Below are 13838 nucleotides of genomic sequence, written 5' to 3'. Positions count from 1 at the left end.
GCCGGCCGGCACTTCGCTGCCCGTGATGGAGCAATTTTATACCATTCAGGGCGAAGGCTACAACACCGGCCGCGCTGCCTACTTCATCCGCCTCGGTGGCTGCGACGTGGGCTGCGTATGGTGCGATGTGAAGGAGTCGTGGCCCCTGGATGCCCACCCGCGCCACGCCCTTACCGACCTGGTAATGGCTGTAACGGCGCATCCGGGCCGCAATGTGGTGGTAACCGGGGGCGAGCCGCTTATGCACGAGTTGGGCCCGCTTACGGCCGCGTTGCAGCAGGCCGGCTGCCAAACCTGGATTGAAACCAGCGGCGCCTACCCACTCAGCGGAAACTGGAACTGGATTTGCGTATCGCCTAAGAAGTTCAAGGCGCCGCTGCCTGCGGTGCTGGCCGCGGCACACGAGCTGAAAATTGTGGTGTTCAATAAAAGCGACTTTGCCTGGGCCGAAGAGCATGCCGCACAGGTAGGGCCCGAGTGCCGCCTTTACCTGCAGCCCGAGTGGAGTAAGGCCGACCGCATGACCCCGCTTATTGTGGAGTACGTGAAGGCTAACCCGCGCTGGCAGGTGTCCTTGCAGACCCATAAGTACCTCGATATTCCCTAGCGTCTTCACCTTTTAGCCCGTTCTGTATGCGTCGTTCGCTTTTCGTGCCGTTGGTGCTGCTACTAACCGCTGGTAGCCTTTCGCCGCGGCCGGCAGCTGCTCAGGCGCAGCTTAGCTCTTCCAATACCAAGGCCCGTGGGCTGTGGGATAAAGCGCAGGCGCAGGCCAAGGGCCGCGACTTCACCAAGGCCCTCGAAACGCTCGACCAGCTCACGCAGAAATTCCCGTCGCTGGGGGAGCCGTACCTGCTGCGGGGCTCCTTGCTCAAGGCTATGGGCGAAAACCAGGCGGCTTTCGAGGCCTACCGGACGGGCCTGCCCAAGCTGCCCGTCGATGCGGCCCGGAGCAACGACTACTTTATGCTGGGCGAGCTGGCCATGAGCTTCGGCGACTACACCACGGCGGCCGATGCGTACCCGAAGTTTATTAAAACGGCTCCTAAAGGCCAGCGCAACATTCCGCAGGCCAAGCGCCAGCTGCTCAACTGCGCGTTTGCTGCCGAGGCCATAGCCGCACCCACCGGACCCGAGCCAACCCGGCTGCCCGAGCCGCTCAATACCTACCGGTTTCAGTACTTCCCGGTACTCACGGCCGACAGCCGCTTTCTGCTTTTTACCGGCCGCCCCACGGCTGCCAGCGACGAAAACCTGTATGTGAGCCGCCAGAACCCCGATGGTACCATGGGCGAGCCGGCCTCTATCTCGCCGGCCATCAATACCTCGTTCAACGAGGGGGCCGGGGCTATTTCCGGCGACGGCAAAACCCTGGTGTTTGCTTCCTGCGACCGGGCCAACTCGGTGGGCAACTGCGACCTGTACATCTCGCGGCGCACCGGCAATGCCTGGAGCAAGCCCGAAAACCTGGGCCGCAACGTAAACTCGCCCGAATGGGACTCGCAGCCCACGCTTTCGGCCGATGGCCGCACACTGTATTTCACCAGCACCCGGCGCGGCGGGCAGGGCCAGGAGGATGTCTATATAACAACGCTCGACGAGCAGGGTAACTGGACGCCTGCCCGCAACCTGGGCACACCCGTGAACACGCCCGGCAAAGACATGGCCCCGTTCATCCATGCCAGCGGCACTACGCTCTACTATGTAACCGACGGACTGGTAGGCATGGGCGGGCTCGACATTTACCGCTGCGAACTGTCGTCCGATGGTAAATGGGACGCGCCCCGCAACCTGGGCTACCCGCTCAATACGTTTGAGAACGAAGCGTCGCTATTTATCAGCTCCGACAACCGCCGGGGCTTCTGTTCGCGTTGGCGTACGGCCGAGCCGGGCGTGAAGCGCCAGCGCGACCAGCCGGTAGAGCTGTACTCGTTTGAGACGCCTGCCAGCATTCGTGCCCGCGAAACCAGCACGTACGCCCAGGGCCGGGTGTTCGATGCCGTGACCAAAAAGCCCATTGCCGCCGACGTGCAGCTCTACGACCTCAATACCAACGAGTTGGTGCAGTACGTGAACTCCGATGCCGAAACCGGCGATTATACCGTGGTGCTCAACGAGGGCCGCCAGTACGCCATGTACGCCGCCGCCGACAAATACCTGCTCCGTAGCCTGAGCTTCGATTACAGCAGCCGCCGCAGCTTCAACCCGCTCACCCTCGACCTCTACCTCGATCCGGTGGGTGCGGGGCGCAGCATAGTGCTCAACAATCTGTTCTTTGATGTGAGCCAGTACGAGCTTAAGCCCAAGTCGCGCACCGAGCTCAAGCGGCTGGTGAGCTTCATGAAGCAGTACCCTACCATTCAGGTAGAAGTATCGGGCCACACCGATGATGTGGGCTCCGATGATGACAACCTGGTGCTGTCGCAGAACCGGGCCAAATCAGTCTACCGCTACTTGCTGAGCCAGGGCGTTGAGGCGGCCCGCCTGCGCTACAAAGGCTACGGCGAGGCCCGGCCGCTGGCTCCCAACGACTCCGAAGAAAACCGCCAGCAGAACCGCCGCATCGAGCTACGGATTCTGTAGCAGGCCCGCGCAACTGGCCACCGCCAGCCGTTTTTGCCCCCGACTCCAATCAAAAAAAGGATAATTACGCGAGTAATTGCACTTTTTTTGATTGGAGTTTTTCTTTTTTATAGTACGATCATTAATCTGATAATGAGATATTTAACCAATATTCATAAAAGCTATTGATCAGAATAGTGATAAAAAAACATTTTATAGTTTAATAATTCGGTGTACATTTGATTATTCCCACAAAGCAAACGGCGCTTGCGGGAGTAGTGGTATCACCCCTTAATAGGATACAGGCCGCTACTAACAGCCCTAATCATTCATCTTCCAACCCTTTCTCCCTTTTTACCATGAAGAAAGTTGCACTTTTCGTTTGCCTGCTTATTGCCGCTCCAGGTGTTATCCTGGCCGCTTCGCGCGCCGACAACCCCACCAGCATTACGGCCCGTGCTACGGCCCTCACCCGCGCCATTTCCGACCGTATCCGGCTCGATGAAGGCCAGTACCTGCGGCTCAAGCAACTCAACATCCGTATGTTGAGCGAGCAGGAGGAGTTGAAGTCCCGTTTCGCCGCTGAGCAGCCAATGCTCGACCAGCGCCTGGCCGATGCCCAGCTCTACTACGAAATGGCCCTGCTTGATATGCTGCGGCCCGCCCAACGGTCTTTGTTCGACCAGCACCGCGCCAGCATGACAGCTATGGGTACGCTGTCGAAATAGTAAGTTTGAGCTGCCACGGCTCGACTCCCTGGAGTTGGGCCGTGGGCTAAGCTGACAACAGCATCCGAAATAAAACAAATATTGCTTATGTCATATTTGTTTAGTATCTTGATAAGACAATTTTGGACAGTGAAGTTGGATGGGTGCTGATTTTTCCACCAAACCTCCTACAACTATGAAAAACGTGCTTACTCTACTCGGTCTGGTACTACTCATGTCCTCTGGAACTCCTACTGCGGCCCAGGCCGATGGCGGGGGGACAACGATGGGCGAGCGGGCTACGGCCATGACCTGGCGCATTGCTGAGCGCACTCAGCTCAGCGAAGGCCAGTACATCAAGCTCCGCCGCCTCAACGTGGGGCTGCTCTCCGAGATGGCCGCGCTACGTAACCAGCTTAAGGCCGAGCCTGCAAACCTCGACCAAGCGCTATCCGACTTGCTACAGCGCTACGAATGGGATGTAGCAGCCTTGCTGCAACCCAAGCAACTCGCCGTCTACGATGGTCTTAAATCCGAATTCACAGCCGTCAATATTCGTTGATTGACAGCTTATTATCAGGTGTTGCTTTAGGTAACACTCGAATTGATTGAAAATAAAAAAGCCCGCATATGCGGGCTTTTTTATTGCGATAGTACAGGCATTGCAAACCGGCTGGGCCGGCCTGCAACACTGTAGCTTAGGCGTTACGCTGGTCGATGGCCACGTAGTCGCGCTCGGTTTCGCCCACGTAAATCTGGCGGGGGCGGCCGATGGGCTCCTTGTTGGTGCGCATCTCTTTCCACTGGGCAATCCAGCCGGGCAGGCGGCCCAGAGCGAACATCACCGTGAACATCTCGGTAGGGATGCCAATGGCCTTGTAGATAATACCCGAGTAGAAGTCTACGTTCGGGTAAAGCTTGCGCTGTACGAAGTACTCATCGGTGAGGGCAGCCTGCTCCAACTCCTTGGCAATCTTGAGTAGGGGGCTGGCTTCGAGGCCCAGGGCCTTGAGCACGTCGTCGGCGGCCTTCTTAATGATGGTGGCGCGGGGGTCGAAGTTCTTGTACACCCGGTGGCCGAAGCCCATCAGGCGGAACGAATCGTCCTTGTCCTTGGCTTTGTCAATCCACTTCTGGGTGTCGCCACCGTCGCGCTCAATGCTTTCGAGCATCTCCACCACTTCCTGGTTGGCACCGCCGTGCAGCGGACCCCACAGGGCGTTGATGCCAGCCGAAACCGAGCCGTATAGCGAGGCATTGGCCGAACCTACGAGGCGTACCGTCGAGGTGGAGCAGTTCTGCTCGTGGTCGGCGTGCAGGATGAGCAGCTTGTTGAGGGCCTTTACTACCACGGGGTTGATTTCATACTTCTCCGTGGGGAAGCTGAACATCATGTAGAGGAAGTTGGAGCAATAGTCGAGGTCGTTGCGCGGGTAGTTGAGCGGGTGACCCATGTTGTTCTTGTAGGTCCAGGCCGCGATGGTCGAAATCTTGGCCATCAACCGGATAACATTCAGGTCGGTTTCCTCCTTGCTCAGGTCGGGCGAAACGCTTTCGGGGTAGAAAGCGGTAAGCGAGCAGATAAGGGAGCTCAGGATGGCCATCGGGTGGGCCGCCGAAGGGAAGCCGTCGAAAATCTTACGCACGTCTTCGTGCACCAGCGTGTGCTGCGTGATTTTCTCGCTGAATGTATCGAGCTCGGCCCGGGTAGGCAGCTTACCGTAAATCAGCAGGTAAGCAACTTCGATGAAAGTGGAGTTCTCGGCCAGCTGCTCAATTGGATAGCCGCGGTAGCGCAGGATGCCTTCTTCGCCGTCGAGGAAGGTGATGGCGCTTTTGCAGGCTCCCGTGTTCTTGTAGCCGGGGTCGATGGTTACGTAGCCCGTTTGGTCGCGGAGCTTGCTGATGTCGAAGGCCTTCTCGTGCTCAGTGCCTTCAATTACGGGGAGTGTGTACGACTGCCCGTTGAGCGTCAGTTCAGCAGATTCTGCCATAAAGCGTAGGTTGAAAAGTGGGGGTACAGGGCGAATTTAAAGATAATAACCGGCAAGCGGGCAACCCGACCGGTGGTTACTGGCTATAGTACAAACCGGGTAGGGCGGTTGTTTGCCATTTCACCTGACGCAAAGAAACGCCGTGAGGCGCTTAAGTGCGATATAAAGCCCGTTTTTTTACGACTTGTCTGGCCTTTTTTTCGCAGCATGACGCCCAAACTGCGCCATCTATCTACTTCCGCACGCTATGCATTACGCTTACCTGGATACTACCGATTTGCAAGTGAGCCGCCTGGGTTTCGGCGGTATGTCGTTGGGGGCTGATGTGGCTGCCGACCGCCGCTTACTTGATGCGGCGCGGGCCGGCGGCATCACCCTTTTCGATACGGCCGACCTGTATGAGCACGGCCGTAATGAGGAGCTTTTGGGGGCTGCCTTCCGCCACTGCCGCACCCAGGTGGTACTGGCCACCAAAGTAGGCAACCAGCGGCGGCCCGATGGCCAGGGCTGGGACTGGAACCCCTCGGGTGCCTACATCCGCCAGGCTGCCGAGGCCAGCCTGCGTCGCCTTCAAACCGACTACCTCGACCTGTACCAATTGCATGGTGGCACTATTGACGACCCGCTTGATGAGGTAGTCGAAGCCTTCGAGAGGCTGCGGGAGCAGGGTAAAATCCGGCACTACGGTATTTCCTCCATCCGGCCCAACGTCATCCGGCGCTACGTGCCCGAAACCGGCCTCAGTAGCATAATGCTGCAGCTAAGCCTGCTCGATCAGCGCCCCCTGGAAGCCGTGCTGCCTCAACTGGATGCCCATGGGGTAGGTGTGCTGGCCCGTGGGGCGCTGGCCCAAGGCCTGCTGGCCGGCAAGCCTGCCCGCGAGTACCTGGGCCATCCGGCCGGGACCGTTCAGGCGGTAGCTGCTGCCGTGGCCGCTGTGGCAAAGCGCCTGCAGCGCCCGCCCGCCGAGGTGGCCGGGCGCTTCGTGCTCGATACGCCAGGTGTAACGGCCGCCATACTCGGCATCCGGAACGAGGCGCAACTAGCCGAGGCGTTGCAACTGGCCCGTAGTGCGCCGCTGCCGCCCGATGCCCGCCAAGAGCTGCTGCAGGCCGCGCCGGCCAACACGTATCAGGAGCACCGCTAGGCCCGCAGCTCCTACTTGCCGATGCAGAACTGGGTGAAGATGCTGGTGAGCAGGTCGTCGGAGCTGATTTCGCCGGTTATCTGGCCCAGCGCCCCCAGGGCATGGCGCAGGTCGGCGGCCAGCAGCTCGGTGCCGCCGCCGGTACTCAGGCCCACCAGTACGGCGTCGAGGTGGCGGTCGGCCTGCTCCAGGCTGCGGGCGTGGCGCAGGTTGGTGACGATGGTGCTGGCCCCGGTCTGGTCGAGGCCGTCGAGGCGGACGCGGGCCAGCAGCGCGGCGCGCAACTCCTCGATGCCAACACCCTGGCCAGCCGCCAGCAGCAGCGTATCGGGCCGGGCCCGGAAGGGAGCGGCCTGGGCTTCGGAAGCCAGGTCGAGCTTGTTGCCCACGGCCAGCACGCCCACACCAGCAGGTAGGTTTAGCGCTTCAATTTCCGCTTGAAGTTCAGTAATTGAAGTAGTCGAAAGATCAAACAGATACACAACCAGCGCGGCCTGCTGCACCCGCTGGCGAGTGCGCTCCACGCCCAGGGCTTCCACCACATCGGTGGTGTCGCGCAGGCCAGCCGTATCCACGAACCGGAAGCGAATACCCTCGATGCTCACCTCGTCTTCTATCAGGTCGCGGGTGGTGCCGGCTACCTCCGATACGATGGCCCGGTCTTCGTTGAGCAGGGCGTTGAGCAGGGTACTTTTGCCAGCGTTGGGCCGGCCTGCAATAACGGTGGTCACGCCGTTTTTGATGACGTTGCCCAGTTCGAAGGAGCGCAGCAGCCGGCGCACCAGCGCCTGCACTTCCTGCAGTAGCACTACGAGCCCGGTCCGGTCGGCAAACTCTACGTCTTCTTCCCCAAAATCCAGCTCCAGTTCCAGTAACGCTGCGAAATGCACCAACTGGCCGCGCAGCTCCCGTAGCTCGCGCGAGAAGCCACCCCGCATCTGGCGCAGCGCCACCTGGTGGCTCAGGGCCGAGTCGGCGGCAATCAGGTCGGCTACGGCTTCGGCCTGGGCCAGGTCGAGGGCGCCATGCAGAAAGGCGCGCTTGGTGAACTCGCCGGCTTCGGCCAGGCGGGCACCGTGGCGCAGCAGCAGCGCCAGCACCTGCCGCACGATGTAGTCGGAGCCGTGGGTGCTGATTTCCACCACGTCTTCGCGGGTGTAGGAGTTGGGGCCGCGGTAAAGCGACACAACGACTTCATCCAGAATCTGCGCGTCGTCGCGCAGCGTTCCGTAGTGCAGCGTGTGGCCGGGCTGCTCGGCTAGGCGCTTGCCGGCAAACACCTCATCGGTGATGGCAATGGCACGGGGCCCCGAAAGGCGCACCAGGGCAATGGCCCCGGCGCCGGGCGGCGTGGACAGGGCAACGATAGTATCGGAAAGGGAGAGGGGCAGGTTGGCGGCCACGGCGGTTGGGTGTGATAGGGCCGCAAAGGTACGGCAGGGAGCCTCGGCCATAAAGTTGAAGAACTGTCCTTCCGACGAATGAGGAATCCGGGGCAGGTTATTGAACAGAATCGTCCTATGTCCTTACCCTAGATTCCTTCTTCGTCAGAAGGACAGTTCTTCGACTGTCAACGTCAATCCGTCAGCATCAGGTTGCGGCTTACCTCGGCCGAAATTAGCTTGACTACTTCCTGGTTTATTTTGATTTCCAGGGAATTATCAAACAAGGCTTTATCCAGTACTTCAATATGGGTGCCTAGGCCCACACCCACCTTGTCGAGGTACTGCAGGAAGGGGGCGGAGGTGTTCCGGACGGATACCACGCGGCCCTGCTCGCCGGGGCGCAGATCGGCCAGCAGGCGGTGCTCGGGGCGGTGCAACACGCCGTCGGCCGTCGGGATGGGGTCGCCGTGGGGGTCGAGCTGCGGGAAGCCCAGGAACTCGTCGAGGCGGCGCACCAGCAGCTCGGAGTCGATGTGCTCCATCTGCTCGGCCACATCGTGCACTTCATCCCAGTGAAATCCGAAGTGCTGAACCAGAAACACTTCCCATAAGCGGTGCTTGCGGATGGTGGCCAGCGCCACCCGCCGCCCGGCCTCGGTGAGCGTGACGCCCCGGTAGCGGGTGTAGTTGACGAGGCCCTTCTCGCCGAGGCGCCGCAGCATATCAGTTACCGAAGCGGGCCGGGTAAGTAGCTCCTCGGCTACGCTGTTGGTGCTCACTTCCGTACCCGGCTGAAACTCCGAGAGTTTGTAAACGGCTTTCAGATAGTTTTCCTCAGTGAAGCTCGGCATGCGTGTTGAAGGTCAAAAGTCAAAGATAAAAAGCCAAAGTGCGAAGCCAGTTGCGCTGCTTCAACCGAAGTAGCGGGCTTCTACCCTTTGGCTTTTTAGATTTTACTTCACTCTGGAATCTACCACTTAATGAGCGCCGAGGCCCAGGTGAAGCCCGACCCGAAGGCGGCCAGGCACACCAGGTCGCCGCGCTTGATGCGGCCTTCCTGCACGGCTTCGCTCAGGGCAATGGGCACGGAGGCGGCAGTGGTGTTGCCGTAACGCTGGATGTTGCTGAATATCTTGTCGTCCGGGAGACCCATTTTCTGCTGCACGTACTGGGTGATGCGCAAGTTGGCCTGGTGCGGAATGAGCATATCGAGGTCCTGGGGCTGGTAGCCGTTGGCATCCAGCGCCTCCTTGATCACCTGCGGGAAGCGTACCACGGCATGCTTGAACACGTTCTGGCCGTTCATGATGGGGTAGAGCTCAACTTCATTCTCCAGGTTCTGGATAAACGCGGTCCGGTCCTGGCGGTTCGAGCTGGGCTCCTTCACAATCAGCTCCTCGGCATGTTCGCCCTGCGAATGCAGGTGGGTGCTCAGCACGCCATGGCCCTCGCGGGTGCAGGGGCGCATGACCACGGCTCCGGCGCCATCACCAAAAATAACCGACACGGCCCGGCCGCGGGTGCTGATATCGAGGCCCGAAGAGTGAATTTCGGAGCCTACCACCAGCACGTTGTCGTACATGCCGGTTTTGATGAACTGGTCGGCCATGCTCAGCGCGTACACGAAGCCCGAGCACTGGTTGCGCACATCAAAGGCCGGAACGGGCGCCTTGATGCCCAGCTCGCGCTGCAGTAGTACGCCCGAGCCGGGAAAGAAATAGTCGGGCGAAAGCGTGGCAAACACAATCATTTGCACGTCGTCGGGCTCAAGGCCGGCCATTTCGAGGGCGCGGCGGGCCGCCTTAGCTCCCATATTGGAGGTCGTATCGACGCCTTCGGTGAACCAGCGCCGCTCCTTGATGCCGGTGCGTTCCTGTATCCACTCGTCGGTGGTATCCATCAGGGTGATGAGGTCGGCATTGGTAACCACGCGCTCGGGCACGTAATGGCCGACGCCGGCAATTTCAGAGTTGCGGAGAGAGTTGTTCATCGGGGGAGGGATTTGCGGAGCAGTGCAAAATATAGCAGACGCCGAAGGTAAAGAAAAACGGTGCCGGTTCCGTAAACGGGCTGCTAAGGTCGGTAGTTACCCGATAGAATCCAGCAGTGCCACTATTTTTTTGGCTTCCGGCTCCCAAAAGGCCAGCGGCGGTGGACCCTGCGGGTAATATACGCCCGCCTGCAACCCTGCTGCCAGTTCGGCGGCCGGCGGGTAGGTGGCCTGCTGAAAGTCGAAGGCCAGACCGGCACCGGCAGTTTCGGCCAGCGGCTGCCAGAGCGGGTTGGGTGGCAGCACCAGCGGCAGGGCTAGGGCCAGGTACTCGAACAGCTTGGTGGGTATGCAGCGGGCCGTGCTGGGGTGCGGCCGGTAGGGCAACAGCCCCAGGTGGCTGCGGCGCAGATCGGCCACCACGGCCGCGTGGGGTACCAGCGCCGCCCCGCCCACCAGCGTAACGGCCCCATTGGTTGCGGCCACGGCCGCTTGCAGCCGCGCCAGCAGCGCCGGCTGCTGGCATGCCCCAATAATGGTCAGGTGGGCCAGAGGCCACACCGTGCGCAGGTGAGCCGCAAACCGTAATGCCTCCCACACCCCGTTCAGCTCCGAAATGGTGCCCGAATACACCAGTAGCAGCGGCTCCGAAATGTTGGGCAGCCGCCGCGGGCAGGTGGCCGGCACTGCATCATAAGGCTGGTACTTGTTTTCAATAAGGATGACAGGTTTTTGGCTTGTGGTTTTTGGCTTGTGGTTTTTGGAGCGGAAAGGAGTGGAGGCTCCGGCGGTAGTGGGCACTGCATCGGAAACCAAAGCCCCGGACGCGAAGGGCAGTTCGGCGGCGTAGCTGCGTTCGGCCAGCAGTATGGCAGTGGCGCGGGCGGCGGCCAGCGTTTCGAGGCGGCGCACCAGGCCGGCCAGCACATCACGCGCCCAGGGCGGGTACACGGCCTGCGTCCGGATGTTGAGGGCGTAGTTTTCGCGCACATCATATACAAAGCGGCGGCCCCGGCCCAGCCACTGCCAGAGCACGGTGGCAGGCAGCAGCTCGGGGGCATGCACAAATACCACCGACGGTTGCAACTTCTGCAGCAGTTGCCAGTAGCGCCACTGCGCCCGTAGCCGCGCCAGGCTCAGGCGGGAGCCATGCAGCAACTCGTGTACCTGCAGGTTGGGCGGCAAATCGGGTGGCCGGGGGGCAGCGCGGCCCGCTACGTGCACCTGGGTGCCGGGCCGCCGGGCCAGCGTGCGCCCGAACTTGCCCAGCATCCGCGTATCATCGAGGGGCTTTAGTGCGGAGGCCAGTAGAATGGTGATGGTAGGCGGCATAGCGGGGGCGAAGATGCGGTTTTTTAGCTCTTCAAAGGTGGGTTTCAATTTCGGTGGAGTGTAATTACGAGCGGTGTAATCGTGCCCTCAGCCGGTATCCATTACCTTTAAGCCTCAAATCAACCCCAGCAACCAACACCCCAATGACCGACCTGCAACCACTGATTGAAGCTGCCTGGAACGACCGGAGCCTGCTGCAGCAGCCTGCCACGCTGCAAGCCATTGAGCACGTTATCGAAGAGCTCGACAAGGGCCGCCTGCGCGTAGCCCAGCCCAACGCCGAGGGCGGCTGGCTGGTGAACGACTGGGTGAAAAAGGCCGTGATTCTTTATTTCCCCGTCCGCCAGATGGAAACCATCGAAGTCGGCCCCTTCGAATTTCGCGACAAAATGCGTCTCAAAACCGACTACCAGGGGCAGGGCGTGCGCGTGGTGCCGCCCGCCGTGGCCCGCTACGGCGCCTACCTCGCCTCGGGCGTTATCCTGATGCCCAGCTATGTGAACATCGGCGCCTGGGTAGGTGAGGGCACGATGGTAGACACCTGGGCCACTGTGGGCTCCTGCGCCCAGATAGGGGCCGGCGTACACCTGAGCGGTGGCGTGGGCATCGGTGGGGTGCTGGAGCCTGTGCAGGCCGCCCCGGTTATTATCGAGGACGGTGCTTTCGTGGGTTCGCGCAGCATTTTGGTAGAAGGCTGCTTTGTGGGCCGCGAGGCCGTCATCGGGGCCGGCGTTACCATCACGGGCAGCACCCGCATTATTGATGTAACGGGCGCCGAGCCCAAGGAGTACCGGGGCCATGTGCCGGCCCGCTCGGTGGTGATTCCGGGCACGGTGGCCAAGCAGTTCGCGGCCGGCGAGTACCAGGTGCCCTGCGCGCTCATCATCGGCCAGCGCAAACCCAGCACCGACCTCAAAACCAGCCTCAACGACGCCCTGCGCGAGCACAACGTGGCCATCTAATCACAGATGTTGCTGATGTTGCCGATACAGAGGGTTCTTTCCGGGTTTTGGATGACGTGGATTGGTTGGAAAAAGTCAGTTGGGTAGGCTGATGACTGTCTTATTGGCTGGCCTCCTATATTTGGGTAGTTTTGATGAACTAGTTCCTGCCTGCCTCTATGCCAATGCAACAATTCAGTAGCTGGAGGGCATGTCAGGAAGCTGCATCATCAAATCATCTTTTCATCTGAAGCCCAGAACGAATCTGCGCTATCGGCAACATCAGCAACATCCGTGATTAAGAATGTAGTATCGGCTGCGCAGGCCCGCGAGGAAGTGCGCGACTATGTGGCCCAGGAGCTGAGCCTCGAACCTGAAACTGTTCAGACCCGCGTTGTTTTCAACCGCGAGCTTCCTTGGGTAGATGGCCGCACCCGGCCCTGCTTTCTGGTGGAGTGGGCCGAGCCCAACGGCCGCGATGGTGTAGCCCTGGCCGGGCCTTACACGCACAACTTTTTCGAGTTTACCCGTGCCGATGCGTATCAGCTGGGTGCTCAAAATGCCTGGCGTCAGCAGCTGCTCAACCTGTACGCCGGCTGCGAGCTGGTCGTGCATGCCCGCCTCACGCAAACGCTTACCGATGTGCCCGACCCCACGCGGCTGGCCGTTATCAAGCAGAGCCTGCAGGAGCGCAGCAACTGGCGTGTAGCCGTCAATGTTTCGTTGCGCGAGTTCCTGCGCCTGGGCACCGACGAGTACTATATCTTCAACGGCAGCTGGGTCTGGAACCCGCACTACTACTACTCGGCCGTTAAAGGCTTCGTGCCTTTCGGCGACAAAACCCTGATGACGCTGCCCAAGCAGGAGTTCATTCCGGTTCGCTCGCACTCACCTTTCGAGGCCCTGCCCGAAGTAGGCGAAGACGGGGCCTACCCCGGCGAGCTGGTGAGCTTCATCATCGTGCGCAACGACCAGATTATCGAAACCCGCGACCTCGACCTCTATACCCGCACCCTGATGAACCAGGTGGCTACGTTCTATGCACTCGGCCGCGACCAGGGCCCTTTCCAAATTGAAATGGGCGTGCAGCAGGGATAAGCACAAAAGCGAACAGCAACAGAAAAGCGGTCATCCTGAGCTCAGGATGACCGCTTTTCTGTTGCTGTTCGCTTTTAAACTATGCTACTTCGCTTTTCAGCTTGTCGCCGAACACCGATTTTACCTTATCCACTTTGCTCTTGACTACAAACTGGCAGTAGGGCTGGCTGCGGTTCTGGTTGTAGTAGTTCTGGTGGTAAGCCTCGGCAGGATAGAACGTCGGCAGGGGCAGGATTTCGGTGGTAATAGGGCCATCGAAGGCGTTGGCATCGGCAAGCTTCTGCTTGTAGGCTTCGGCCAGGCGCTGCTGTTCATCGGAGTTGGTGTAGATGCCCGAGCGGTACTGGGTGCCCGCGTCGTTGCCCTGGCGGTTGAGGGTGGTAGGGTCGTGGGTTTTCCAAAACACCTCCAGCAAGTCCTCGTAGCTGATAACAGTAGGGTCGTAGCTGACCTGGATGACCTCGTTGTGGCCCGTCAGGCCGCTGCAAACCTCCTTGTAGGTCGGGTTGGCGATGCGCCCGCCAGTGTAGCCCGATACTACTTTTTCGACGCCATTCAGATTCTGAAATACGGCTTCGGTGCACCAGAAGCAGCCGCCGCCAAATGTAGCTTGTTCCATAAAATCACAGATGTTGCAGATGAAAGGGATAACGCAGATTCGTCCCGCGTTATTCTTATAACG

Annotated in this window: 13 protein-coding genes; 7 read left to right on the top strand and 6 right to left on the bottom strand. The window is 60.2% G+C overall.

Annotated features, from left to right (window positions below):
- The first annotated feature begins 25 nt into the window (after window positions 1–25).
- The 4 genes from HW554_RS00915 to HW554_RS00900 all read left to right on the top strand — a co-directional run bounded on the left by HW554_RS00915 (window position 26) and on the right by HW554_RS00900 (window position 3831).
- On the top strand, window positions 26–607 hold the full coding sequence (locus HW554_RS00915) for a 7-carboxy-7-deazaguanine synthase QueE (RefSeq protein WP_176906517.1): 582 nt from the start codon (window positions 26–28) through the stop codon (window positions 605–607).
- 26 nt (window positions 608–633) lie between these two features.
- The gene (locus HW554_RS00910) at window positions 634–2583 is read left to right on the top strand and encodes an OmpA family protein (protein ID WP_218134535.1); all 1950 of its coding nucleotides are present in this window, start codon (window positions 634–636) and stop codon (window positions 2581–2583) included.
- A gap of 338 nt (window positions 2584–2921) precedes the next feature.
- The gene (locus HW554_RS00905; RefSeq protein ID WP_176898573.1) at window positions 2922–3290 is read left to right on the top strand and encodes a hypothetical protein; all 369 of its coding nucleotides are present in this window, start codon (window positions 2922–2924) and stop codon (window positions 3288–3290) included.
- 214 nt (window positions 3291–3504) lie between these two features.
- Window positions 3505–3831 carry a hypothetical protein gene (locus tag HW554_RS00900; protein ID WP_176906464.1) on the top strand — a complete coding sequence of 109 codons (327 nt, stop codon included), beginning with the start codon at window positions 3505–3507 and terminating at the stop codon, window positions 3829–3831.
- A gap of 136 nt (window positions 3832–3967) precedes the next feature.
- On the opposite strand, the gene HW554_RS00895 is transcribed toward HW554_RS00900, so the two are convergent.
- On the bottom strand, window positions 3968–5263 hold the full coding sequence (locus tag HW554_RS00895; RefSeq protein WP_176906463.1) for a citrate synthase: 1296 nt from the start codon (window positions 5261–5263) through the stop codon (window positions 3968–3970).
- Window positions 5264–5510: 247 nt separating this feature from the next.
- Here HW554_RS00895 and HW554_RS00890 point away from each other — a divergent pair, with 247 nt between their 5' ends.
- Window positions 5511–6410, top strand: a complete 900-nt coding sequence (locus HW554_RS00890; protein ID WP_176906462.1) for an aldo/keto reductase — start codon at window positions 5511–5513, stop codon at window positions 6408–6410.
- 11 nt (window positions 6411–6421) lie between these two features.
- Here the strand turns inward: HW554_RS00890 and mnmE are convergent, their stop codons facing one another.
- The 4 genes from mnmE to HW554_RS00870 all read right to left on the bottom strand — a co-directional run bounded on the left by mnmE (window position 6422) and on the right by HW554_RS00870 (window position 11165).
- A complete protein-coding gene (gene mnmE / locus HW554_RS00885; protein ID WP_246285022.1) occupies window positions 6422–7864 on the bottom strand; it encodes a tRNA uridine-5-carboxymethylaminomethyl(34) synthesis GTPase MnmE in 1443 nt (480 codons plus the stop codon).
- 122 nt (window positions 7865–7986) lie between these two features.
- Window positions 7987–8646: a metal-dependent transcriptional regulator gene (locus HW554_RS00880; protein ID WP_176906461.1), complete on the bottom strand. Its 660-nt coding sequence runs from the start codon at window positions 8644–8646 to the stop codon at window positions 7987–7989.
- Window positions 8647–8765: 119 nt separating this feature from the next.
- On the bottom strand, window positions 8766–9785 hold the full coding sequence (locus HW554_RS00875) for a 3-oxoacyl-ACP synthase III family protein (RefSeq protein ID WP_176906460.1): 1020 nt from the start codon (window positions 9783–9785) through the stop codon (window positions 8766–8768).
- A 96-nt stretch (window positions 9786–9881) separates the two neighbouring features.
- Window positions 9882–11165, bottom strand: a complete 1284-nt coding sequence (locus HW554_RS00870) for a glycosyltransferase family protein (RefSeq protein ID WP_176906459.1) — start codon at window positions 11163–11165, stop codon at window positions 9882–9884.
- 95 nt (window positions 11166–11260) lie between these two features.
- On the opposite strand from HW554_RS00870, the gene HW554_RS00865 reads away from it, so the two are divergent.
- The gene (locus HW554_RS00865) at window positions 11261–12079 is read left to right on the top strand and encodes a 2,3,4,5-tetrahydropyridine-2,6-dicarboxylate N-succinyltransferase (RefSeq protein WP_176906458.1); all 819 of its coding nucleotides are present in this window, start codon (window positions 11261–11263) and stop codon (window positions 12077–12079) included.
- 273 nt (window positions 12080–12352) lie between these two features.
- On the top strand, window positions 12353–13156 hold the full coding sequence (locus HW554_RS00860) for a hypothetical protein (protein ID WP_176906457.1): 804 nt from the start codon (window positions 12353–12355) through the stop codon (window positions 13154–13156).
- 79 nt (window positions 13157–13235) lie between these two features.
- On the opposite strand, the gene msrA is transcribed toward HW554_RS00860, so the two are convergent.
- On the bottom strand, window positions 13236–13775 hold the full coding sequence (gene msrA / locus HW554_RS00855) for a peptide-methionine (S)-S-oxide reductase MsrA (protein ID WP_176906456.1): 540 nt from the start codon (window positions 13773–13775) through the stop codon (window positions 13236–13238).
- Window positions 13776–13838: the final 63 nt, after the last annotated feature.

Source organism: Hymenobacter lapidiphilus (genome assembly GCF_013377885.1).
Lineage (GTDB): Bacteria > Bacteroidota > Bacteroidia > Cytophagales > Hymenobacteraceae > Hymenobacter > Hymenobacter lapidiphilus.
The sequence above is the reverse complement of the archived record's forward strand: the minus strand, read 5'-3'. Positions and strand labels throughout refer to the sequence as shown.

Excerpts from the sequence above, each read along its gene's own strand:
- HW554_RS00875 (WP_176906460.1), bottom strand. The coding sequence starts at position 9,785 with ATGAACAACTCTCTCCGCAACTCTGAAATTGCCGGCGTCGGCCATTAC.
- HW554_RS00910 (WP_218134535.1), top strand. The coding sequence starts at position 634 with ATGCGTCGTTCGCTTTTCGTGCCGTTGGTGCTGCTACTAACCGCTGGT.
- HW554_RS00865 (WP_176906458.1), top strand. The coding sequence starts at position 11,261 with ATGACCGACCTGCAACCACTGATTGAAGCTGCCTGGAACGACCGGAGC.
- HW554_RS00880 (WP_176906461.1), bottom strand. The coding sequence starts at position 8,646 with ATGCCGAGCTTCACTGAGGAAAACTATCTGAAAGCCGTTTACAAACTC.
- HW554_RS00890 (WP_176906462.1), top strand. The coding sequence starts at position 5,511 with ATGCATTACGCTTACCTGGATACTACCGATTTGCAAGTGAGCCGCCTG.
- HW554_RS00905 (WP_176898573.1), top strand. The coding sequence starts at position 2,922 with ATGAAGAAAGTTGCACTTTTCGTTTGCCTGCTTATTGCCGCTCCAGGT.
- msrA (WP_176906456.1), bottom strand. The coding sequence starts at position 13,775 with ATGGAACAAGCTACATTTGGCGGCGGCTGCTTCTGGTGCACCGAAGCC.
- HW554_RS00895 (WP_176906463.1), bottom strand. The coding sequence starts at position 5,263 with ATGGCAGAATCTGCTGAACTGACGCTCAACGGGCAGTCGTACACACTC.
- mnmE (WP_246285022.1), bottom strand. The coding sequence starts at position 7,864 with ATGGCCGAGGCTCCCTGCCGTACCTTTGCGGCCCTATCACACCCAACC.
- HW554_RS00900 (WP_176906464.1), top strand. The coding sequence starts at position 3,505 with ATGTCCTCTGGAACTCCTACTGCGGCCCAGGCCGATGGCGGGGGGACA.
- HW554_RS00915 (WP_176906517.1), top strand. The coding sequence starts at position 26 with ATGGAGCAATTTTATACCATTCAGGGCGAAGGCTACAACACCGGCCGC.